Origin of the sequence: Shewanella sp. ZOR0012, from assembly GCF_000798835.1 — a bacterium.
GTDB classification, from domain to species: domain Bacteria; phylum Pseudomonadota; class Gammaproteobacteria; order Enterobacterales; family Shewanellaceae; genus Shewanella; species Shewanella xiamenensis.
On sequence record NZ_JTLE01000094.1, the window covers coordinates 2,679,034 to 2,700,320 of the forward strand.

Sequence of the window (21,287 nt, forward strand, 5' to 3'; positions counted from 1 at the left end):
AATACATTGATGTGTTGGTAGGCCATATTTACACGATCTAAATAGGCTGGAGCCCTAGGCTACAGCGTGCCATGTGCTAAACCATGGCAGGCTTATGCACCGATTCATTAACCTGTCATTTTCAACGGTGAAGCTTAAGAGAAACTTAGCTATTGTCCGGAATAAAATTTATATAATCATGTTGAAAATAGAGGTTTTTTTATTTTATATAAATGATAGGCTAGTAAAAAGTGTGCGCAATAGCACACTTTTTATCGCGTTAATGGAGACGAGATAATGGGCAATGATGATCTTTCAGCGTGTTTAAATGGTGAATATGTCGTTCTAGAGCCTCTGTCGTTATCCCATGTGGCGGCACTTAGCTTAGCGGTCACTGATGGTGAACTGTGGCGTTTATGGTTTACCAGTGTGCCTGAGCCGAGTGAGATGAAAGCTTATGTAATGAAAGCCTTAGCTGAAAAATCCCGTGGGGAAAGTTTTCCCTTTGCGGTGCGAGACAAAGTTTCTGGTGAGATTGTGGGTTGTACGCGCATTTGCCATTGGGAGAGTGAGCATCGCCATTTAGAGATTGGTTACACTTGGTATGCTAAGCGCGCCCAGCGCACAGGTATTAATACCGAGGCTAAATTGCTACTACTCACCTTTGCCTTTGAAACCCTTGAGGCCATTGCGGTGGAGTTTAGAACCCATTGGCACAATCAAGCTTCGCGCCAAGCCATCGCTCGTTTAGGAGCCAAGCAAGATGGGGTTTTACGGAATAATAAAATTCTTAAGGATGGCACCATTCGGGACACTGTGGTTTATTCCATTATTGATTCTGAGTGGGCGACGGTGAAACATCATTTAATCTTTCGCTTACAACAGCGACTGGTAGTGTAAGGAATGATGCGTATCGCGCATATCTAATATGAGTAGATATAGCTTGATAAGACGTCAATATGGATATGGACTTAAGGTTGGTTAAGCCGATGGCAAATAGAATCATTCAAGCTAATGAGTCCCACAGTCATGATATTGCTCCTTTATTTAATGAGTATCGGCAGTTTTATGGCTGTAAGGATGATGTAGAGGCCGGTGAGCTGTTTATCCGAACTCGTTTGCATGAAGGGTCATCGGTGATTTTTTTTGCGCGCTCACCTCAAGGCTTAGGCTTGGGTTTTGTGCAGTTATATCCCAGTTTTTCATCCCTTAATTTAGCGCCGATTTTTATTCTGAATGATGTATTTGTCACGCAGCATGCGCGATGTGTCGGGCTAGGTCGGGCGCTGGTACAACGGGCAGCAGACTATGCTCGTAGCCAAGGAGCGCGTTATTTAGTGCTCGAAACCCAAAAAGAGAATTTACGTGCTCAAGGGCTTTATGAAGCACTTGGGTTTGTGCGCGATCAACAATTTGTAACCTATGAACTTGAGCTAAATCCTTAGCTTAAGTCGCTTACTCTTAATTACTAATAAAAAGGACTATATCAATGTTAAAAGCTTTTGCTATTGCAGGTCTTATGCTGACGATGAGCCACAGCGTGTTTGCGGATGAAGCACAACAGGCTTTGGCTAAAGAAGCCATAGAATGTGCAGCCTATTATCAAATTAGCTCTGAAGCGATTGGCGCCATGAATGCTCCACAAATGCAAGCGGTGGGTGAACGCTTAAAAGCGTCTAAAGTTGAAGCCGAAAATCTGGCGAAGAAATACCAGTCAGAAGCCGAGGTCACTCAAGCGGTTGCCGATGCCAAAGCTCGTCAAATACAAAGCTTGGGTGGCTCTAGTAATCTCGGGGTATTGATGGGGAAATATAAAGAAGAGTGTAAAAACTTACTGGCTGATCCTCAAAAGCGTCTCGATTACTGGACAATGGCAACCATGTAACGTGGTTACTATGACTGACGTAAAAACCACCTTCGGGTGGTTTTTAGCATGCATTGCGATAAGGAGCGAAGAGGTCGAGCATCCACTCGATAAATGCTTGCACTTTTAACGGCAAGCTTGGGGATTTAGGTGTGAGTAGGTAATAAACGTATGGGCTGGTAAACGGTGCATGAAAGGGGATGACTAAACTGCCATTAGCTAATTGTTCTTCAATAAAAAAGCGTGGGATCAGCGCCGCGCCCATGCCACTGGCAGCTGCCTGACTCAACATGTAAAAATGCTCCACGCCAAAGGTTTGTTCTTGCGTGAGTGTTAAGCCTACCTTTTCAGCCCAATAATCCCAAAGTTCTGGGCGAGTGGTGTGTTTGAGTAAGGTGACATGATTAATATCCTCAATACATTTCAGTTTTGGGGCCAATGACGGCGCGCAAACTAAGCACAGATCTTCATCCATGAGTTTGATGTAATTCACTCCCTTGGGCAGCTTGGTACTACTGCGGATCGCGATGTCGTAGCGCCCTTGGCTGAAGTCAACGGCAAAGTCACCTATCGAGAGATCCACATATAAATGTGGATAACGCGACTTAAATTGCTCCATACGAGGGATTAACCAGTTGATGGTTAAACTTGGTAATACATTGATGGCTAAGGTTTGTGGCCGAGAACCTTGGCTACGCAAATCGGCGGTGGCGCTCGATAGGGTTTGCAGCGCCGCTTGTACATGGGGGAAGTAACGCTTGGCTTCGTCTGTGAGTTCGACTTTTTTATGTAGCCTAACAAAGAGGGCGAAACCTAAAAAATCTTCTAATACCCTGATTTGTTTACTGATTGCGCCATGGGTGACGTGCAGTTCTTTGCTCGCCAGCGTCATACTCTGTAAGCGGGCAGCAGACTCGAATGCCCGTAATGCATTGAGCGGTGGCAAGCTAGTAAACATATTCATATCCAAATCAAAGTGTTTAACAAACGGTTTAGTGTGAGCTTTGCTCACGCTAGCGCGACAATAACTCCTTTGCATTTATAAGGCAAACGCAGTCTAATGCGAAGCCTTAGCTCCTATAACTCAATTATAAAAATCATGGAATTTGAATTAACTCTACAAGTTGCAGCATTACTGTTTGGCGTGGCGATGGTGGCGGGCTTTATCGACTCTATTGCTGGAGGTGGGGGATTACTGACCATTCCTGCGTTAATGTGGGTTGGGTTACCGCCAGCGGTCGCTCTTGGCACTAACAAGTTACAGGCCTGCGGTGGCAGCTTTTTTGCGAGCTTGTACTTTGTTCGTAAGGGATTGGTTGATCTCAAAACTGTCAAACTCGCGCTGTTTTGTGCCTTTATCGGCGCGGCGTTAGGTACAGTGTTGGTGCAGTTAGTGGATACCAAAATCCTTGAGTTAGTATTGCCGTTTTTAATCCTCGCTATTGGTTGCTACTTCTTGTTCTCGAAAAAGATTTCGGAAGATGATCGCCACCAAGTCTTAACCCCTACCGCCTTTGCTTTTACTGCCGCGTTAGGTGTGGGCTTGTATGATGGCTTTTTTGGTCCGGGGACTGGCAGCTTTTTTGCGTTGGCGTTTGTTACCCTTGCGGGTTTTGGCCTCGCCAAAGCGACGGCTCACGCAAAGGTGTTGAATTTTTCGACCAATATTGCCTCGCTGATTTTTTTCGCCCTTGGCGGAAAAGTCATTTGGTTACTCGGCTTAGTGATGTTAGCGGGCCAAGCCATTGGTGCAACCTTGGGATCACGTTTAGTGGTCACTAAGGGCACAAAGATCATTAAGCCCTTAGTAGTGACCATGTCGCTGGCCATGAGTGTGAAATTGCTCGCCAGCCAATACCAACTGTTTTTATGATGATTTTGGTACGGATCAACTTTCTTCAAGCTGAGCACTGACCTTATTTGCGCTAATGGTGATCTGTTAGCGCAGTCTTCGACCTCTTTGCTGTAAATCTCTCCACTCCCATTGTATTGACTATACTCAGCGGCATTTTTTAGGATAACCTAGCATTTTTTAAAGTGTTTTTAGGGTTTATTGGCGAGTCATTGGGCGAGATTATCCGACAAGCAGCTTTGACAAATAACTTAACGACAAGCATTCCGCGCCATAGCGTTGGCTTAGCATCCATTAAGGTTTAGCAATAATGCGATTTATTCACACCTCAGACTGGCATATTGGCCGTCAGTTACATAATCAATCATTACTGGATGATCAGGCCTATGTACTTGATCAAATTGTTGCATTGGCGCAGCAGCACAGTGTTGATGCGGTGATTATTGCGGGGGATATTTACGATAGATCGATTCCACCCGCCAGTGCCGTCGCTTTGCTTAATGATGTGCTTAATCGCCTTGTTAACCAATTGGGTATACAAGTACTGATGATTGCTGGTAATCACGATGGCCATGAGCGTTTGGGATTTGCTGCTAAACAAATGGCTGCCAGTGGTTTACATATTATTGGGCCGCTACAGGCCGAATTAGTGCCTACTCGTTTAACCAGTGCCAGTGGCGACGCTTACTTTTATCCGCTGCCTTACGCTGAACCTGCTACCGTGCGCCAAGTTTTTGAAACCGATGCCAAAGGCCTTAGCGTATCGAGCCATGAAGAGGCGATGGCGTTATTGCTAGAACAGGTCCGCTCCCATGATAGCCAAGGTTTACCTAAAGTGGTGGTGAGTCATTGCTTTTTGGATGGTGGCAGCGAGTCTGAATCCGAACGGCCATTAAGTATCGGCGGCGCGGATAAAATTTCCCCACGGCTGTTTAGTGACTTTGACTATGTCGCCCTAGGGCATTTACATGGTCCGCAATACAAAGGCTGCGAGCAGGTGCGCTACTCAGGCTCAATCCTAAAATATTCCTTTAGTGAGCAACACCAGCATAAGTCTGTCACCTTAGTGGATATCGCTGCGCAATCTCCCGCTCAAATCCAACTCTTACCCTTAACTGCGTTACGTGATGTGCGGATAATTGAAGGTGAATTGGCACATTTATTAGCAGTAGGGAAAACCGATGCCAAGCGTGAGGATTATTTAATGGTGCGTCTGCTCGATAAACACGCCATTTTAGATGCCATGGGCAAACTGCGCAGTGTTTATCCCAATGTGTTGCATTTAGAACGCACCGGATTGATGGCGGGCGATCAGGCGGTGGTGCTCAATCGAGATCATATAAAAAAAGGTGAAATGGCCATGTTCCGTGACTTTTTTGCCCAAGTCTCGGGGGATGAATTAACGCCGGCGCAGCAGGCGGTAATGGAGGATATCCTAACCCAGCTTCATCGAGACGAACTTGAACGCAGCGAAACACATCGTGACGTAAAAGAGGAGCAGGCAGAATGAAGCCACTACAACTTTCCATGTCGGCTTTTGGCCCGTTCGCTTCGACTCAGGCCATTGATTTTTCTGAACTTGGTGATAATCCGTTATTTTTGATCAACGGGCCAACTGGCGCGGGTAAAACGACTCTGCTCGATGGTATCTGCTTTGCGTTGTATGGAAAAACCACCGGCAATGAGCGTGAAGGCAGCCAAATGCGCTGCGATATGGCCGATGATAATCTGCTTACTGAGGTGACCTTTAGTTTTAAATTGGGTAACACTGCTTATCGTATTCGCCGAGTGCCCGAACAGGACAGACTCAAAAAGAATGGCGAGGGTTCGACAGTCCAAAAGAGCGAGGCGCAGCTGTTTAAGATCGCTCCCGATGGTACTGAAACCCTATTAGTCGCCAGTAAAGTCTCAGAGGCAACGGCTGAAATTGAAGCGTTAACGGGCTTAGACGTAGAACAATTTCGTCAGGTTATGGTGCTGCCACAAGGGAAGTTTCGTGAATTACTCATGGCTGACTCCAAGGCGCGTGAGCAAATTTTTAGTCAATTATTTCAAACCCATATCTATAAACGTATTGAAGATATCTTAAAGGCGAAGGCGGCCGATATCCGCGGCTTGGTTAAAGAGCAGCGTGCGCGTCGCGATGGCATTCTACAAACCGCGGAGCTAGCGAGTGACGACGAGCTTGCCGCTGAATTTAGTCGAATAGAACCCGAATTGGCGGCCGCTATCGCCGCGAAAGAACGTAGCACGGCGGCGCATCTACAGGCGTTAAAACAGCATGACAGTGCGCAGCAACGGTTTGCTGAATTTACTCGTTTAAGTGAATTAGAATCCCAAGCCACTTTGCTTCATGAACAGCAAGCAGATATTGCAGCGCAAACGGCTCGCCTGAATGTGGCAAAGCAAGCGCAGCGTCTTAAGCCCTTATTGGATAATGCGTTATCGAGGGAGCAGGAAGCGACAATTGCTAATGATCAGCGCAGCCATGCCCAAATGGCTCTCGATACGGCAAAGCTTGCGCTTGCCAAAGCTGAGATCGAAGCGCAGGAACTTATTCCCCTTGAACAACAGCTGCGCGATTTTGAACAACAACATAATCAACTCAGCACGTTAGTACCGCAGTTGGCAGAATTTTCTAGCCTTGAACAAGCTTTATCGCAGGCAAAAGAGATACTGCAACAAACCAAAGAGCAGGGGCAAGAGACTAAGACGGCGCTTGTAAGCTTAGTTGATCAGCGCAGCACCTATGAAAATCAATTGCCAGCATTACAACAGCAAAGTGAGCGTCAACTCGCGACCGCACAAGCCTTGCAGCAACAGCGCCACTTACTTGAGTTGTTCAAACTATGGCAACAAATCTGCGCCAAAGTTGCACAAACCGAAGAGGCGCTTGTACAAGCAGGATTACAAGGAAAGACGCTGAGCGCGCAGCATCAGGCAGCGCTAAGTGACTATAAGTCTTTACAGCTCAGTTGGTTTCAAGGCCAAGCGGCCATTTTAGCGAGGGAGCTCAAACTCGAAGAACCCTGCCCAGTTTGCGGCAGTATCGAGCATCCTCATCCTGCAACCAGTCATGATCATTTACCAACGGACGCACAGCTGCAAGCTGCGCAGGATGCCGAGGTGAATGCACTCGAACAGCTCAGCAAAGCGAGGGCAGAGTATCGGGGGCTACAAAAACAGTTAGAAGCACAGCAGTCGCAGGCAAATGAACTGGCCTCCTCGCTGGGGGATACGGTTGAGTCCCCACTTGAATCGCATGTCCATCGGCTTGAGGAATTAACACACCAAGCAAAACAAGCTGAAGTCGCCACCCAAGCATTGCAGAGGTTACAGCAGCAAATCAAAGCGTTGCAGCAGCAAGAGTTAGTATTGACGCAACAATTAGAGCTTGAGCGTGAGCGGTATCATCAACAAGAAGGTGAAGTGGCGCGTCTATCCGGTCAATTAGCGGAAAAAGCGCTTCGGATCCCTGACGAATACCGCTCGCTTACTGCGTTAAATCAAGCGATTAATAATAATCAACGGCAGCTTGAGAACACTCGTGAGCAGATTCATGCTCTTAGAAACTCACTAAAGCAGGCATCTGAGCATTGTGTAGCTGCGCAAACGGCGCTAGAGGCTGCGATACAACGCTGCCATAGCGCAGATGAGCAGCAGGCTGTGGCCGATGGTGACCTTAACTCACAACTGCATTTAGCGGGGTTTACTGATAGGGACGCATTAAGGGCGGCATTGTTAGCCGATGAGCAAATTCAAGCGTTGGGCGAGCGTATTGAAACCTATCATCGACAGTGCGCCTTAAATCAATCACAGCTTGATCAGCTAAGAACTGAGCTTAGTGATGTCAGCGTGCCCGACCTTGATGCCCTAGAAGCCATGCTCGCAGAAAAGCACCAACAACTTAATCTCGCTGAAGCTACATGGAGCCAACTTAATACGCGGTTCTCTTTGCTTAAACAAACTCAAACACAGCTCAGTATTGTCGATCAAAAAGCGAAAGCCCTTGAGGATGAATACGCCATTATTGGCACCTTGGCCGATGTGGCCAATGGCAATACCGGCAACAAGATTTCTCTGCAACGTTTTGTATTAAGCGTATTACTCGATGATGTTTTACTCGCAGCAACTCAGAGATTACACCTGATGAGTAAAGGCCGTTATCGATTACTGCGTAAAGAAGACAGAGCGAAGGGAAATAAGGCATCAGGGCTTGAGCTTGAAGTCGAAGATGCTTACACCGCAAAAGTGCGTCCCGTGGCGACATTAAGTGGTGGGGAGAGTTTTATGGCAGCTTTATCTATGGCGCTGGGTTTATCAGACGTGGTGCAAGCCTACGCCGGTGGGATAAAACTTGATACGTTATTTATCGACGAAGGTTTTGGCAGCCTAGATCAGGACTCCCTTGAACTTGCCATCCGTACCTTAATGGATTTGCAATCTGCGGGTAGGATGATCGGCGTGATATCTCATGTTTCTGAGATGAAAGAGCAGATAAACACTCGAATAGATCTGTTGAAAACCTCCCATGGGAGCGAAATCAAGATGATTTTGCCTTAGTGTCAGTTAAAGGGATTAATTGTTTATTTAACTTATTGTTTTAATTGTGATTGAAGACGTTATTTTGTGCTATTTAACATCTGGATACAGAACGCGCAATCGATTTAAAGTGCCAACTGACGCATGTTTTTGGGAAATAGTGCTGTTAAAGTGCAAAATAGCGTTTGTCATAATCGGTTTTTTGGGATAAGTTGGGAAAATTCGGGCTTCCCTAGGCGGGACTGGTTCAAAAATATAACGCAAAAACGATAACAAAAGGTGAAAGCGTTGCAGACAGGCAAACCCAATTTGGCTAATTTTCCGCAAATTCGTTTGCAGAATTTATCTTCAGCCCATAAAAATATTCTCCTCGTAGGTGGTTTATTGATCGGTGCGGCGATGTTAATGCCGAATGCTAATCATGTCGTACCCACAGCACAACGAATTCCCGTAGCTCTCGACATTGAAACTGTTTTACCGCAAGTTTCTGAGCCTGTTGATTCTACCACTGTTATTGACAATACCCCTGATTTTGAGCGTGTTATTGCCTCCGGTGATACTCTAAGCGCTTTATTCTCTAAGGCGGGTGTTGACCAGCTAACGATGTATAAAGTACTAGAGGCCGATTTAAATATTTTGGCACTCGATACTTTATTACCTGGGAACCGGATTCAGTTTTGGCTCGATAATGATGGCCAACTGCAAAAGTTGGAGCTTTATTTTAACGCCGCACGCCAAGTCGTATTTACTCGTTATGAAGATGGTAGCTTCAACGTTGAAGAAATTAACGTTGAAGGCGTTTGGCAAAACCGCATTATTACTGGTGATATTAAAGGCTCATTTTACGTATCGGCTCAAAAAATGGGCTTAGCGGCAGCTGATATTCAGCGGATTGAAGATTTACTCAAAGAAAAAGTGAATTTTGCACGGGATTTACATGCAGGAGATAAATTTTCTGTTTTGGTAAATGATCAATATGTTGAAGGTGAAGCAACCGGTAGCAGCCAAATATTAGGCGTTAGCATTAAAACTGGGCGTTCAGAAATCAGTGCCTTTCAGCATACTGATGGCAGTTATTATGATGCAAAAGGGCGCAGTTTAGTGCGTGCTTTCCAGCGTATTCCATTGGCTAAACAGCCTCGCATGAGTTCACGTTTTAACCCTGCTCGTAAACATCCGATCACTGGCCGTATTTCCCCCCATAATGGTACCGATTTTTCTGTCCCTATTGGTACTAAGGTTATAGCGCCTGGTGATGGCGTGGTGAGTTTAGTAACGGATCACCAATTTGCCGGTAAATATATTGTGATTGAACATGGTGGTAAATATAGCACCCGTTATTTACACCTTTCAAAGGCATTAGTGCGTAAAGGCCAGAGAGTAACACGTGGCCAAGTGATTGCTTTATCTGGTAATACTGGGCGTTCAACTGGTCCGCATTTACATTATGAATTCCATGTAAACGGTAAACCCGTCGATCCAATGAAAGCCGATATTCCTATGGCGAGCCAATTAGCAAACCAAGAATTGCGTAGCTTTACGAATATGGTCAATAGTCGTCAGTCGTTGATGAATTTAGGTTAATTCCTTTTCGTTTGTCCCGTTCTGAGTATAAAAACGCCGATGAATACTGATTCATCGGCGTTTTTATTTCTATTGAATGTGCCTCAGCAACTAAATGATTTTAGTCGTATATTTGTCAGGCTTTTTGTTGGGTTTGTTGTTTGGCTGCATATGCTTGGATAAGACTGCTTGCTTAAATTTGATTAAATTTCGCCCTTGTTATCGGTATTTAAAATAGTAAATCGAGCCTCTTTAGGCTTTAGTGAGCGTACAGGTATTGATTGAATGACGTGTGAATAGCGAAGATAGCTAGCAGAAAATATCTAACCACTCTTACTTTGAGATATCTTCAAATTTATTTAATCAAGATCGATAAACAATATTAACTTGCCTGGCGTTTCTGCATCGCTTTTAACGCACATTTACATAGACGCCCCTTTAATGCAGGACATCCTCCACAGGGAGACTTTTTATAAGGACGAAGTGCAAAGCTTCGCTCCGTCGGTAAGGGGGAAATGCGTTTGATGGCTGCAAAGGATAAAAATTGTGCATCATTTGCGGCATTAAAATGCGCTTTGGCTAATTTTAATTGCTGCTTACGTGCGGCTTTATCAAGATCTTGAATGTGTTGTTTGGCAATATACTCAGCCAATAATTGATTTAAGTGCTTGCGTTGTGCTTTTTTACTTTTGCCCGCTGTCGTCTGTTTTATTGGTTCCGCTGAGAAAGATGATTTTGCAGCATAGTTAACTGATGCCGCATTGGATAATGTTGCCTGTTGCTTTTGCAGTTTCTTGGCTTGTTTCTTACACCATTTTTCTAGCTTTCTACCAATATTTTGCGTTTTCATACAGCCTAAGTACGTGACAGATAATACATGATCATTCTAAATGAAAACTATTATCAGTCAACTCTTGGGGCAATAAAAATAAGTACTCAAACTGAGTCTATTGAGTGCGCGATATAAGGGGATTGATTGGCATCAATACAGGTCAGCAGTAAGCGCAGATCAAATTCAAATTGGTGGTAATCTGGTTCCATATAAGTACACAGATTATAAAAAGCTTTATTGTGATCCTTCTCTTTTAGGTGGGCGAGTTCGTGCACCACTACCATTCGTAACAAAGGTTCAGGTACACGTTTTAAGCGAGAAGAGATACGAATTTCATTCTTCGCTTTGATTTTGTTACCTTGCACTCTAGAGACGTAGGAATGTAAGCCAAGTGCATGATGACTCATGCTAATTTTGTCATCAAAGATCACTTTCGATAGGGGAGAGGATTGGCGTAAAAACTGATTTTTTATCCCTTGGGTATAGTCGTAAAGGGCTTTATCACTGCGGATATGATGAATGTGCGGATGACGGCGAAGCAATACTTCCCCAAGCTTGCCACTTTGTAAAAGCTGTTCAACTTGGCGTTGGATATCTAGGCTATAACCACTGACATATTTTAGGTTTTGCATGATTCTTGCGATATCTAAGTGGCTTGGCGCTAAGTGATAGCGCCAAGCAAGAGCACTTAAGCTTTACCAAAAATATGGCGATTTTGCTGAGCGTAGGCAGCCTCAAAGGCGGGTTGTTGGAAGCGTTTCAGATCTAAGCTATCAAAGTCTACCTGAGGTGGATTGCGCTTATTTTGTTCCTTGATCGCCACTGGAGATAGCAAGGTTACAGGCAGCTCGCCTAATTGAATTGCGGCTTCGAGTTTGAAGCTAGTAGCAGAACCAGCCAGTTTGCCTTTTTGCTCACGCTCAATAATTACAATTTCATCGATCTTATAATCTTCCATCAACTTATGGAAAGCAAAGTGAAACTCACGAATTGCCTCCGTCGATGCCGACTGTGCAATGCTAAAAGACACTTTACGGCAGCTGGGTACGTTGAAGGTTTCACCTTCGTAACTGAGCAGACTGATGATGGCTTCGCCACCTTTTAATTCAACACCACAAATTCGCATGTTACACCTTTAACTATTTCAAATTACTTATGTATCGCCGGAAAAATCGCTCCAGCGAGTCACTCATTTTGAGCGCTCAAGTTTCACGGACTTGAGCTATCTTTTGCGTTATTTTTAGATCTCGTCGTCATTATCTTGTAGCAGTTGTGCCGCAGGTTTTTTGCGCATTGGCGCATCACCGACATCAATACTCGTGATAAAGCGTTTATCACGGGATGGCGCTGCTTTAACAAGGTGCGACTTAGGTTTAGATTTGGCTTTGGTGTTTGCCTTTACCACACCTTTAGTCGCGACGGACTTTGGCTTATCTTTTAAACCACTAAATTTAGCTTCAAGCCCTTTAATTACACTGATTTCGAAGGTTTTTCTTAAAAAAAGTTGTACTTTTTTAAAGTTATCCCAATCCTTAGGACCAACTAAGGAGATTGCGTCACCTTTGGCGCCCGCGCGGCCAGTGCGGCCAATGCGATGAACATATTCTTCGGCAAATTTGGGCATATCGAAGTTAATGACTAAGGATACATTCAGTAAGTCTAAACCACGGGATGCCACATCTGTGGTCACCAATATTTGCTGCTGACCACGGGCAAATTGGTCCATGATCTGGTTACGTGCCGTTTGTTTTAACTCGCCACTTAAGGCGGCGGTTGCAAAACCTTGAGCCGAGAGCTTAGCGGCTAACCGCTCTGTATCGGCACGGGTGGCGGTAAAAATAATCACTTGCTTGTGCGATTCATCCGTCAGTAAACGACTGAGTAGGGCTTCTTTATGATCTAAATGATCACACAGATAAATTCGCTGCGAAATATCCTGATGTTCACTGTGGGCCGTGCCTATTGCCACATGTAATGGATTTTTAAGTAATGCCGCCGCAATCTCATTGATTTCACTATGATCTAAGGTTGCTGAAAACATTAAGGTCTGACGACGTTTATGATCGGCCGCCTCGTTGATAGCTTTTAACTGTGGCGCAAAGCCTAAATCCAACATACGGTCGGCTTCGTCCAAAACTAACAACTCTAATCCATTGAGGAATAAGTTTTTTTGTTCTAAGTGATCAGCGATTCGCCCTGGTGTTGCAACAATAAAATGCGGCTCTTTTGCCAGCGCTTTAGCCTGATCGTTAAAGTTTTCACCGCCCAATACACTAATCGCTTTATATTGGGTATTGGCCACCAATAAGCGTAACTGACTGTACACCTGATGGGCTAATTCGCGGGTCGGTAATAAAATTAATACTCTAGGGTCGCGCTTACTGAGGGCGCGGGTGGAGATAACCCTTTGCAATGCGGGCAGCAAAAATGCCAAGGTCTTACCTGACCCAGTCTTTGATGATGCCATTAAATCTTTACCTGCCAATGCGATAGGTAATGCTTGTTCCTGGATGGCGGTTGGGGTTGCAATCCCCATATGCTTTAAGCTTTGTAACAGACGCTGGTCCAGAGAAAAATCAGTAAACTGCAAAGGTATATCCCCTAAATCTGAGTGAGGGCAGATTATAGCGCTAAATCACTATGGTCAGCTATCTTGATTGGGCATAATCTTGCGTAATCATCTAAATAGCCACTTATTTGCTTGGCTTGTGTCACGCTCGATATTTGCCCCGAGTGCTATGTTTAGCCAAATTGGCTATGAACTTACAGGATATCAAGCGACGATGTGTTTACTCTCTGCCCTTGAGTATGGCAAGGGAATAAGGCCGAGCGTAAACCATATAAATGTATCTAATGACTGGCTAGCATAACGGTTTATGTTGTCTAATGATTGACAACACTTTGGCTGGAATTTAGCTTTTTCACGTCATAGCGCTTCTTTAAATCATCGATTTATTAAGGGAATTTATTATGAGTAAGGGGACAACTCCGACGATCGGTATTGCCTTAGGCAGTGGTGCAGCCAAAGGTTGGGCGCATATTGGCGTACTCAATGGGCTCGCCGCGATGGGAATTAAACCCGATAAGGTCGCTGGATGCTCAATCGGCGCCCTTGTTGGCGCTGCTTATGCTCATAATCATTTAGCGGAACTTGAAGAGTGGGTGCGCAGCTTCTCTAGTTGGGATGTGTTGGGACTGATGGATATTCGTTGGCGTAAAGGTGGGCTAATTGGCGGCGAAAAAGTATTCGATGTGCTGCAATCGCGGATTGGTGATATCAATATCGAGGATTTAGAGCGTCCCTTTGCGGCCATTGCTACGGATCTGTATTCAGGTCAGGAAATCTGGTTTCGCCATGGTGATTTACGCCAAGCCGTACGGGCCTCTTGCTCTATGCCTGGGATATTAGCGCCTGTCCGTCAAGGTGAGCGTTGGTTGGTGGATGGTGCAGTTGTTAATCCTGTCCCCGTTTCGGTGAGCCGTGCTATGGGGGTAGATATTGTCATTGCCGTTGATTTACAAGGTTTTCATACCGGTCGATTACAAGTTTTACCCGTTAATATGACCAGCCATCGGGCATCTAAAGATGAAACCCAAATGCCCGCGCGCCAAGAAACGGGTTTTATGGATTTATTCGCCCGCGGGCGAGAATATGTCGGTAGCTTAACCGATAAGTTTTCCCTAGGGACTAAATCTAATCCCGGTATGATTGCGGTGATGTCCCAGTCGATGAGTATTTTAGAGCAGCGGCATAAACGGGCGCGTTTAATGGGTGACCCTCCCGATATCTGTGTTGTACCCGAAGTCGCGAATATCGGCACCATGGAGTTCCACCGAGCAGCTGAAGCCATTGCAGCAGGTGAAGCTGCCGTGGCAAAAGTGGCACATTTAATTGAAGCTGCGATCTGGAAAGGCTAAAAATGTCAGGATGAATTTATCTGTTAATTACGATGTGACACTACTTACTGCTTGATTGGCTTAGTTTTTGCTTTAACACCATTAATCAGTATTAGACGCCGAATTATTGACGATGAATTCTCTTTTAAATGCCCTTAATCTAAATCGTAGCAGTGCTGCTGAAGCTTATGGCCTGAATAGCAAAAAGACGGAGACAGGTAAAACTGAATCGAGTACGGAGTCAAACTCCTCTGCCAAAGAACCCCCTAAGGTTGATACTAAACCGAGTGAGGAGATAGCGCTGTCACCACGGGCACTGCGAGCACAAAAAATTCAGGCCATGTCGAAAGACTTTTTTGCTGATGGCAAATTTAGCGTGGCTGAGATACCCGCTTTAGTCTCGCGGTTACAAAAAGACGGTATTCTTTCCGATGCACAGGTAGAACGGCTCTCGCAAAACGGCATTAGTTTGCCAAGCCAAAGTACCAATAAGCAGTCTTTGCAGGATTTTATCGATGATGAGCTAAAGTCTTTGGCTGAAAAATCGCCAAATAGCCCGATGATCAACACGTTAGTAGATGCTAAAAATGTGTTAAAAAACATGGATGATGCCCAGTCGCCAGTGCTAGCACAAAAGGCGACTAAAGTGTTTGGTCAATTAACGGATTATTTGAATAGCAACCCCACCATGAGCGATAGTCAAAAACAGTTATGGCAGGGACTTAAATCAACGATGCAGGTGGCTTCATCCATGGGGATGCAGCAATCGGCGTTGGGACAATTGAGCAGTTATCTTGCCTTAGCTAAGCGCTAGTCTTATTTACAATATTCTTTCAAAAACAATAGACTTTGGCTTCTGGGTCAAAGTCTTTTGTCATTATTAGCGCCATTTCCTGTGTCTACTATCTTGCTTTAGCATCAAGGTCAAGGCCTAAAACTGAGATCATTGGGTTTGGCAGCAGTTCTTATTTGTTCTTTTTATCCATCCGATAAATCATGATCTGGATCATGGAATTTTAGGTGTCGATGCCGCTTAATTGCCTACATATTGTGTTGATAGATTATTTAATCACTATATATAGTGTTAATTTTAATCGGGATGGAGAGGAATTAAACAATGCCAGTCGTGATCAAGCGGGATGGTTGCCGCACACCTTTTGATGAAACAAGGATAAGAGATGCAGTGGTCGCTGCTGCAAACTCGGTTGGGATAGAGGACGCAGATTATGCCGCGACGGTAGCCGCTTGTGTGAGAGAACGAGTGGCGAATATGGCAGAAGTTGAAATCCACCATCTACAGGATGCAGTTGAAAACCTATTGATGGAAGGCCCTTATAAATCATTGGCACGGGTCTACATTGAATATCGTCACGACAGAGACATTTGCCGCGATGCTACCAGTAAGCTCAATCTTGAAATCCGTGGTTTAGTCGAGCAGAGCAATGCCGCACTGTTAAATGAAAACGCCAATAAAGACTCTAAAGTGATCCCAACTCAACGGGATCTGCTGGCGGGCATCGTGGCTAAACATTATGCCAAGAGCCATATTCTGCCTAAGGATGTGGTGGCTGCGCACGAAATCGGTGAGATCCACTATCACGATCTTGATTACTCGCCCTTTTTCCCGATGTTTAACTGTATGTTGATTGATTTGGCGGGCATGTTGACCCATGGCTTTAAGATGGGCAATGCCGAAATTGAGACCCCAAAATCGATCTCTACCGCTACGGCTGTGACGGCGCAAATTATTGCCCAAGTGGCAAGCCATATCTATGGCGGCACCACGATTAATCGTATTGATGAAGTGTTAGCGCCTTTTGTGGCCAAGAGTTATGACAAACATTATCAAGTGGCACTGAATTGGCAGATTAAAGATGCTAAAGCCTATGCCACTGCTCAGACTGAAAAAGAATGCCACGATGCTTTCCAATCCCTTGAATATGAGGTGAATACCTTACATACCGCTAATGGACAAACCCCGTTTGTGACCTTTGGTTTCGGTCTAGGTACTTCGTGGGAGTCGCGTTTAATTCAACAATCGATGCTGAAAGTACGCATGGCGGGGTTAGGTAAAAATCGTAAAACAGCGGTGTTCCCTAAATTGGTGTTTGCCATCCGTGATGGTATTAACCACAAAGTCGGCGATTGCAATTACGATGTAAAACAAATGGCCCTTAAATGCGCCAGTATGCGCATGTATCCAGATATTTTGAACTATGAGCAAGTGGAAAAAGTGACGGGTTCGTTTAAAACCCCTATGGGTTGCCGCAGCTTTTTAGGTTCCTATAAAGAAAATGGTGAACTCGTCCATGAAGGGCGCAATAACCTTGGTGTTGTTAGCTTAAACTTGCCACGTGTTGCGCTAGAAGCGAATGGCGATGAGGCTGAGTTCTACCGTATTCTGGATGTGCGGCTATTACTTGCCCGCCGTGCATTAGATACGCGTATCGAACGGTTAAACGGAGTGAAAGCCAGAGTTGCGCCGATTTTGTATATGGAAGGTGCCTGTGGCGTGCGCTTGCGTGCCGATGATGATATCGCCCAAATCTTTAAAAATGGTCGGGCATCGATTTCATTAGGTTATATCGGTTTACATGAAACCATTAATGCGCTCTATGGCACTGAAACCCATGTGTTTGATGATGCTAAGCTTCGTGAAAAAGCGGTGGCGATTGTTGCGCATCTTAAAGCGGCTACCGACGCATGGAAGGCCGAAACGGGTTATGGATTCAGCCTTTATAGCACCCCAAGTGAGAGTCTCTGCAGTCGTTTTTGTAAGCTCGATGCGCGCCAGTTTGGTGTGGTTGCGGGGGTAACCGATAAGGGCTATTACACCAATAGCTTCCATTTAGATGTGGAAAAGCACGTGAATCCTTACGATAAAATCGATTTTGAGCAGCCATATCCCGCCATCGCCAATGGTGGTTTTATTTGCTACGGCGAATATCCTAATATGCAGCACAATATCGAAGCGCTCGAAAATGTCTGGGATTACAGCTATAGCCGTGTACCTTACTACGGTACTAACACGCCGATTGACGAATGTTATGATTGTGGTTTTACCGGCGAATTTAGCTGTACTAGTAAAGGATTTACTTGCCCTAAATGCGGCAACCATGAGCCAAGTCGAGTGTCTGTTACGCGCCGTGTGTGTGGTTACTTAGGTAGTCCCGATGCCAGACCGTTCAACCATGGTAAGCAAGAAGAAGTGAAGCGTAGGATCAAACACTTGTAACATTTTTGCCTTATTGTGTTTGTTACACTGATATCAGCACAGTCGCTTAGCATGGGACTGTGCTTTGATTTTTTAGCCAGTCTGGCGCTCCTTGTATTTCGTATTGGACTTATACAATGAACTATCAGCAATATTATCCCGTTGATGTGGTCAACGGCCCAGGCACTCGGGCCACCTTATTTGTTTCAGGCTGTGAGCACCAATGCCGTGGTTGCTATAATCAAAGTACTTGGGATGTGCGCTCTGGCCATTTATTTGATAAGGCAATGGAAGATAATATCATCGCCGATTTGCAGGATACGCGAATCGTTCGCCGTGGCTTATCACTCTCTGGCGGCGATCCACTTTTACCCGCCAATCTTGAGGGGATTTTGGCGCTTGTTAAGCGCGTCAAAGCTGAATGTCCCGGTAAAGATATTTGGCTGTGGACGGGCTATGTATGGAATGAATTGAGCGATAAACAGCGTGCGGTGCTGGAATATGTAGATGTGCTGGTGGATGGCAAATTTGAGCAAAATCTTGCAGATCCGAGCCTTCCATATCGAGGTAGCAGTAATCAGGTGATCCGTTTCTTATAAAAGCGGTAACGAGGATCGCTAACTTGCTGTTATAATCCCACACCTTGACACAGTGACCCAGACAAACAGGCCAAAGATTAGGTCAATATCGGTCGGGACTCACTAAAGTAATTTAAGGTAACATAATGAATTTAAAGCAAGAACTGCAGCAGCTAAACGATAAGTTAGATAAGTTTCGTCGTAAACTGGCGGCGGCAGAGCAACGTGGCGATGTTGTCATCGTGGCGCAGTTTAAACGCGAGATTGAGGCTGTTACTAAGCAAATCAATAGCGTAAAAACGCAGCAGTCGCGTTTATTACAAAAGCAAGGGGTGGATATTCAGCACTTGCCATTTCACCGCGCCCTCACCAAAGCCGAGCAAGCCGATATGGGTCAACTGAAAAAGTCAGTAAAAGGCTTAGTTGTTGTGCACCCAATGACTGCTTTAGGGCGCGAAATGGGCTTGACTGAAGTAACAGGTTTTGCACCAGCAAAATTTTAAGCTACATTGCTAAGTTATTCAATAAGTTGCAAAATAGAACACTTATCTATTTTGCAGCGCCTTGGCTCGACATATTACCCATTGAGCTAAATGAGTCACGCAGTTAATAGCTTAGTTTTGTAGTTGATTAAATTACTAAAGTATTTCGTGATTGCTGAAAACACTTTAGAATAGGTGCGCCGTAGGCTAAGTACCTAATCATTGTTTTGTTTATGGATGTTCCTTCCGTCTCATGGAATGAGAGTTGTCGTTAAGGTTAAGTCATGTCGATAAAATATGTCGCGACGTCAAAATTACCCACTCCCTGGGGCGTTTTTGCCATGCACGGTTTTGAAGATACCGAAACCGGTAAAGAGCATGTTGCCCTCACATTTGGCACCCTAAGTAGCGATGCTCCTGTTTTAGGCCGTATTCACTCTGAGTGTCTCACGGGCGATGCCTTATTCAGCTTACGCTGTGACTGTGGATTCCAGCTGCAAACCGCGATGCAAAACATTGCCGAGACCGGCAGTGGGTTTATCTTATATTTGCGTCAGGAAGGTCGTGGTATTGGTCTGCTAAATAAGATCCGCGCCTATGAGTTGCAGGATAAAGGCGCCAATACGGTTGAGGCGAATGAACAGTTAGGTTTCCCTGCGGACATGCGTAAATACGATATGATCCAGCCTATGCTTGAGCAGATTGGCGTAAAGCATGTACGCTTAATGACCAATAACCCTCGCAAAGTCAAAGCGATGAAAGAAATCGGCATCGAAGTGGTTGAGCGCGTACCCTTACAAGTCGGTAAAAATCGCTATAATGAGGCTTACTTAAAGACTAAGTCCACTGAGCTTGGGCATATGATGTCTGAGTATCATTTTACGGATGAACAGTAGTTCTTAGTGCAATAAATTTACCGATTAGGCTGCAAATTAGGATCTGTTTGCGTAAATTGAATATCATTTTTAGTCGGTTTATCGTCAACCTCTGCTCCATTTCGGCGCTATCAATGGGGATTGTTTTCCCGCTGTTGGCGTCGACAGAGCCTGTTTCAAACTCCAGTCACCCGCAAGATTTTGCTGCATTTGCCCCCCAATCTTCCCAAGCGTTTTCGAAGATTAGCCCTGAAACGCCGATTGATGGGAAAAATAATCCTAACTCTGTTTATGCCTTTGGCAGCTACCTTGGCACAGGGGTATATCGAGCTGCTGAGCAAAATGCCACCGTCGTTAGTATTCCGTTAAACTTTGATTTTTTGAAGGATGATAGTAGTCAGACTTGGCTGCGTTTACCCTTATCCTTCGGTTTTTTTGACTACTTAGCTAAAGACATCACCGACGGCGAATTGCCATCGTCAGTTGGCACCATGACGATAACGCCCGGCATTGAGCACCATTGGCAGGCAACGGCAAATACGCGGATGGAAGCTTATTTGGATGTGGGCTTTGGGACAAATTTTGAGACCGATGCGAATGTGGCGATTTTAGCCTCAGGTGTAAGTACCTTGTATGATTTTAGTCTCGCGGGTGAAGACAGCGTCTGGGTATCGAGGTTAAGGTTTGCGGGCTATAGTGAACGGGTAGGAAAATTAACCGACCAATTTGCGGTATTGCAAACCGGGGTGGATATTGGCCTTTCGCCGCGCTGGCAATGGTTGAATATCCAAATGCAACCTAGATTATTTGCGGTTGGTTATTGGTACTTCAACGAGCTGGATTTTAGCCAAGATACTGAAGATGAAACCATAGTCTCTGGAAGCTATGAGTTTGGTGCCACACTGGCATTTTCTAAGCCTTTGGGCGGCGATCTCCTCGGCATAGATAGAATTGGCATCAGTTATCGAACTGGTGACGGGTTAAATATTTGGCGTTTATTGTTTAGTTTCCCAATCTAGTTTACAGCTACCAAGATTGAAAATGATTCTGTACTCAGCTTAGCCTGCGTTTTTTTGTGCATCGCGCATTTTCTGGTCCATTAACACGGCAATTTGGTTACCGAGTTGCATAATTTGTTCCTGCAATAGCTTACGTTGCTGAGCTGCGGCCTCGGAATCATCCCCTTCCAGTTTCGTGAGCATCTCCTGCAAAGCTTTGATTTGCTCTTTCAGACGCTTAATTTGTTCGTCGATGATAGATTTGGGTTCTTCATTCTCAGCACTTTCCGTCTGTTGCCGTTTTTCCGCGGTTTGACCTCTGAGAGAAGCGCCTACTTCGGTAGCGAGAGCTTGTCTTCCGGCATTGGATATATTGACCGTTTCTTGCGTGCCGGTCTCTGCCGACGAATTCTCAGAAGCTGAGCTAGCTGTTGGCGTAGTGGTGATATAAGCGCTGGAAACAGATTTGAAGGCGCTGCTATTTGCGGTCGTGTTTAATCCATTAATGTTCACGATAGGCTCCATAAGTACCTGAAGGTTATTTATCGAATTATCGGCCTTGAGATAAAAAACTTAAGTGCTAAGCATCCTATTTGATACAAAAGGCGTAT

General features: G+C 45.1%; 20 protein-coding genes. 14 read left to right on the forward strand and 6 right to left on the reverse strand.

Features of this window, described 5'->3' with window-relative positions; all coding sequences use genetic code 11:
* The first annotated feature begins 276 nt into the window (after nt 1-276).
* The 3 genes from L976_RS13410 (at nt 277) to L976_RS13420 (ending at nt 1,864) form a co-directional block, all read left to right on the forward strand.
* Nucleotides 277-879: a GNAT family N-acetyltransferase gene (locus L976_RS13410; RefSeq protein ID WP_037419555.1), complete on the forward strand. Its 603-nt coding sequence runs from the start codon at nt 277-279 to the stop codon at nt 877-879.
* A gap of 89 nt (nt 880-968) precedes the next feature.
* Complete coding sequence (locus tag L976_RS13415) at nt 969-1,424, forward strand: GNAT family N-acetyltransferase (RefSeq protein ID WP_037419745.1); 456 nt, start codon at nt 969-971, stop codon at nt 1,422-1,424.
* Between the two features lie 44 nt (nt 1,425-1,468).
* The gene (locus tag L976_RS13420; protein ID WP_037419558.1) at nt 1,469-1,864 is read left to right on the forward strand and encodes a hypothetical protein; all 396 of its coding nucleotides are present in this window, start codon (nt 1,469-1,471) and stop codon (nt 1,862-1,864) included.
* A 43-nt stretch (nt 1,865-1,907) separates the two neighbouring features.
* On the opposite strand, the gene L976_RS13425 is transcribed toward L976_RS13420, so the two are convergent.
* The gene (locus tag L976_RS13425; protein WP_037430889.1) at nt 1,908-2,801 is read right to left on the reverse strand and encodes a LysR family transcriptional regulator; all 894 of its coding nucleotides are present in this window, start codon (nt 2,799-2,801) and stop codon (nt 1,908-1,910) included.
* Nucleotides 2,802-2,942: 141 nt separating this feature from the next.
* On the opposite strand from L976_RS13425, the gene L976_RS13430 reads away from it, so the two are divergent.
* The 4 genes from L976_RS13430 to L976_RS13445 all read left to right on the forward strand — a co-directional run bounded on the left by L976_RS13430 (nt 2,943) and on the right by L976_RS13445 (nt 9,821).
* Nucleotides 2,943-3,716: a TSUP family transporter gene (locus tag L976_RS13430; RefSeq protein ID WP_047537456.1), complete on the forward strand. Its 774-nt coding sequence runs from the start codon at nt 2,943-2,945 to the stop codon at nt 3,714-3,716.
* A gap of 289 nt (nt 3,717-4,005) precedes the next feature.
* On the forward strand, nt 4,006-5,205 hold the full coding sequence (locus L976_RS13435) for an exonuclease SbcCD subunit D (protein ID WP_047537459.1): 1,200 nt from the start codon (nt 4,006-4,008) through the stop codon (nt 5,203-5,205).
* Nucleotides 5,202-8,258 (forward strand): AAA family ATPase, encoded by a 3,057-nt coding sequence (locus L976_RS13440; RefSeq protein WP_047537462.1) that lies wholly within the window; start codon nt 5,202-5,204, stop codon nt 8,256-8,258. The genes L976_RS13435 and L976_RS13440 overlap by 4 nt, the downstream gene beginning before the upstream one ends.
* 267 nt (nt 8,259-8,525) lie before the next feature.
* Nucleotides 8,526-9,821 carry a peptidoglycan DD-metalloendopeptidase family protein gene (locus L976_RS13445; RefSeq protein WP_037419574.1) on the forward strand — a complete coding sequence of 432 codons (1,296 nt, stop codon included), beginning with the start codon at nt 8,526-8,528 and terminating at the stop codon, nt 9,819-9,821.
* 361 nt (nt 9,822-10,182) lie between these two features.
* Here L976_RS13445 and L976_RS13450 read toward each other — a convergent pair whose 3' ends face one another.
* The 4 genes from L976_RS13450 to L976_RS13465 all read right to left on the reverse strand — a co-directional run bounded on the left by L976_RS13450 (nt 10,183) and on the right by L976_RS13465 (nt 13,222).
* Nucleotides 10,183-10,650 carry a hypothetical protein gene (locus tag L976_RS13450; RefSeq protein ID WP_047537465.1) on the reverse strand — a complete coding sequence of 156 codons (468 nt, stop codon included), beginning with the start codon at nt 10,648-10,650 and terminating at the stop codon, nt 10,183-10,185.
* Between the two features lie 86 nt (nt 10,651-10,736).
* A complete protein-coding gene (locus L976_RS13455) occupies nt 10,737-11,264 on the reverse strand; it encodes a M48 metallopeptidase family protein (RefSeq protein ID WP_037427302.1) in 528 nt (175 codons plus the stop codon).
* Between the two features lie 56 nt (nt 11,265-11,320).
* On the reverse strand, nt 11,321-11,758 hold the full coding sequence (locus L976_RS13460; RefSeq protein ID WP_037419582.1) for a DUF3010 family protein: 438 nt from the start codon (nt 11,756-11,758) through the stop codon (nt 11,321-11,323).
* 114 nt (nt 11,759-11,872) lie between these two features.
* Complete coding sequence (locus L976_RS13465) at nt 11,873-13,222, reverse strand: DEAD/DEAH box helicase (RefSeq protein WP_047537468.1); 1,350 nt, start codon at nt 13,220-13,222, stop codon at nt 11,873-11,875.
* Nucleotides 13,223-13,602: 380 nt separating this feature from the next.
* Between L976_RS13465 and rssA the strand changes: the two genes are divergently transcribed.
* From rssA to L976_RS13500, 7 genes are all read left to right on the forward strand, one after another.
* Nucleotides 13,603-14,550, forward strand: coding sequence for a patatin-like phospholipase RssA (rssA, locus tag L976_RS13470; RefSeq protein WP_037427298.1), 948 nt, complete (start codon nt 13,603-13,605; stop codon nt 14,548-14,550).
* A 112-nt stretch (nt 14,551-14,662) separates the two neighbouring features.
* Nucleotides 14,663-15,343: a hypothetical protein gene (locus tag L976_RS13475; protein WP_047537471.1), complete on the forward strand. Its 681-nt coding sequence runs from the start codon at nt 14,663-14,665 to the stop codon at nt 15,341-15,343.
* A gap of 303 nt (nt 15,344-15,646) precedes the next feature.
* Nucleotides 15,647-17,764 carry an anaerobic ribonucleoside-triphosphate reductase gene (nrdD, locus tag L976_RS13480; protein WP_047537474.1) on the forward strand — a complete coding sequence of 706 codons (2,118 nt, stop codon included), beginning with the start codon at nt 15,647-15,649 and terminating at the stop codon, nt 17,762-17,764.
* Between the two features lie 116 nt (nt 17,765-17,880).
* The gene (nrdG, locus tag L976_RS13485) at nt 17,881-18,342 is read left to right on the forward strand and encodes an anaerobic ribonucleoside-triphosphate reductase-activating protein (protein ID WP_047537477.1); all 462 of its coding nucleotides are present in this window, start codon (nt 17,881-17,883) and stop codon (nt 18,340-18,342) included.
* A 125-nt stretch (nt 18,343-18,467) separates the two neighbouring features.
* Nucleotides 18,468-18,824 carry a YibL family ribosome-associated protein gene (locus tag L976_RS13490; protein WP_037419602.1) on the forward strand — a complete coding sequence of 119 codons (357 nt, stop codon included), beginning with the start codon at nt 18,468-18,470 and terminating at the stop codon, nt 18,822-18,824.
* A 263-nt stretch (nt 18,825-19,087) separates the two neighbouring features.
* The gene (gene ribA / locus L976_RS13495) at nt 19,088-19,699 is read left to right on the forward strand and encodes a GTP cyclohydrolase II (protein WP_037427288.1); all 612 of its coding nucleotides are present in this window, start codon (nt 19,088-19,090) and stop codon (nt 19,697-19,699) included.
* A gap of 113 nt (nt 19,700-19,812) precedes the next feature.
* Nucleotides 19,813-20,697 carry a hypothetical protein gene (locus tag L976_RS13500; protein ID WP_037419607.1) on the forward strand — a complete coding sequence of 295 codons (885 nt, stop codon included), beginning with the start codon at nt 19,813-19,815 and terminating at the stop codon, nt 20,695-20,697.
* Between the two features lie 39 nt (nt 20,698-20,736).
* Here the strand turns inward: L976_RS13500 and L976_RS13505 are convergent, their stop codons facing one another.
* The gene (locus L976_RS13505) at nt 20,737-21,189 is read right to left on the reverse strand and encodes a FlxA-like family protein (protein WP_047537480.1); all 453 of its coding nucleotides are present in this window, start codon (nt 21,187-21,189) and stop codon (nt 20,737-20,739) included.
* Nucleotides 21,190-21,287 lie beyond the last annotated feature (98 nt).

Excerpts from the sequence above, each read along its gene's own strand:
- L976_RS13410 (WP_037419555.1), top strand. The coding sequence starts at position 277 with ATGGGCAATGATGATCTTTCAGCGTGTTTAAATGGTGAATATGTCGTT.
- L976_RS13415 (WP_037419745.1), top strand. The coding sequence starts at position 969 with ATGGCAAATAGAATCATTCAAGCTAATGAGTCCCACAGTCATGATATT.
- L976_RS13420 (WP_037419558.1), top strand. The coding sequence starts at position 1,469 with ATGTTAAAAGCTTTTGCTATTGCAGGTCTTATGCTGACGATGAGCCAC.
- L976_RS13425 (WP_037430889.1), bottom strand. The coding sequence starts at position 2,801 with ATGTTTACTAGCTTGCCACCGCTCAATGCATTACGGGCATTCGAGTCT.
- L976_RS13430 (WP_047537456.1), top strand. The coding sequence starts at position 2,943 with ATGGAATTTGAATTAACTCTACAAGTTGCAGCATTACTGTTTGGCGTG.
- L976_RS13435 (WP_047537459.1), top strand. The coding sequence starts at position 4,006 with ATGCGATTTATTCACACCTCAGACTGGCATATTGGCCGTCAGTTACAT.
- L976_RS13440 (WP_047537462.1), top strand. The coding sequence starts at position 5,202 with ATGAAGCCACTACAACTTTCCATGTCGGCTTTTGGCCCGTTCGCTTCG.
- L976_RS13450 (WP_047537465.1), bottom strand. The coding sequence starts at position 10,650 with ATGAAAACGCAAAATATTGGTAGAAAGCTAGAAAAATGGTGTAAGAAA.
- L976_RS13455 (WP_037427302.1), bottom strand. The coding sequence starts at position 11,264 with ATGCAAAACCTAAAATATGTCAGTGGTTATAGCCTAGATATCCAACGC.
- L976_RS13460 (WP_037419582.1), bottom strand. The coding sequence starts at position 11,758 with ATGCGAATTTGTGGTGTTGAATTAAAAGGTGGCGAAGCCATCATCAGT.
- rssA (WP_037427298.1), top strand. The coding sequence starts at position 13,603 with ATGAGTAAGGGGACAACTCCGACGATCGGTATTGCCTTAGGCAGTGGT.
- L976_RS13475 (WP_047537471.1), top strand. The coding sequence starts at position 14,663 with ATGAATTCTCTTTTAAATGCCCTTAATCTAAATCGTAGCAGTGCTGCT.
- nrdD (WP_047537474.1), top strand. The coding sequence starts at position 15,647 with ATGCCAGTCGTGATCAAGCGGGATGGTTGCCGCACACCTTTTGATGAA.
- nrdG (WP_047537477.1), top strand. The coding sequence starts at position 17,881 with ATGAACTATCAGCAATATTATCCCGTTGATGTGGTCAACGGCCCAGGC.
- L976_RS13490 (WP_037419602.1), top strand. The coding sequence starts at position 18,468 with ATGAATTTAAAGCAAGAACTGCAGCAGCTAAACGATAAGTTAGATAAG.
- ribA (WP_037427288.1), top strand. The coding sequence starts at position 19,088 with ATGTCGATAAAATATGTCGCGACGTCAAAATTACCCACTCCCTGGGGC.
- L976_RS13500 (WP_037419607.1), top strand. The coding sequence starts at position 19,813 with ATGGGGATTGTTTTCCCGCTGTTGGCGTCGACAGAGCCTGTTTCAAAC.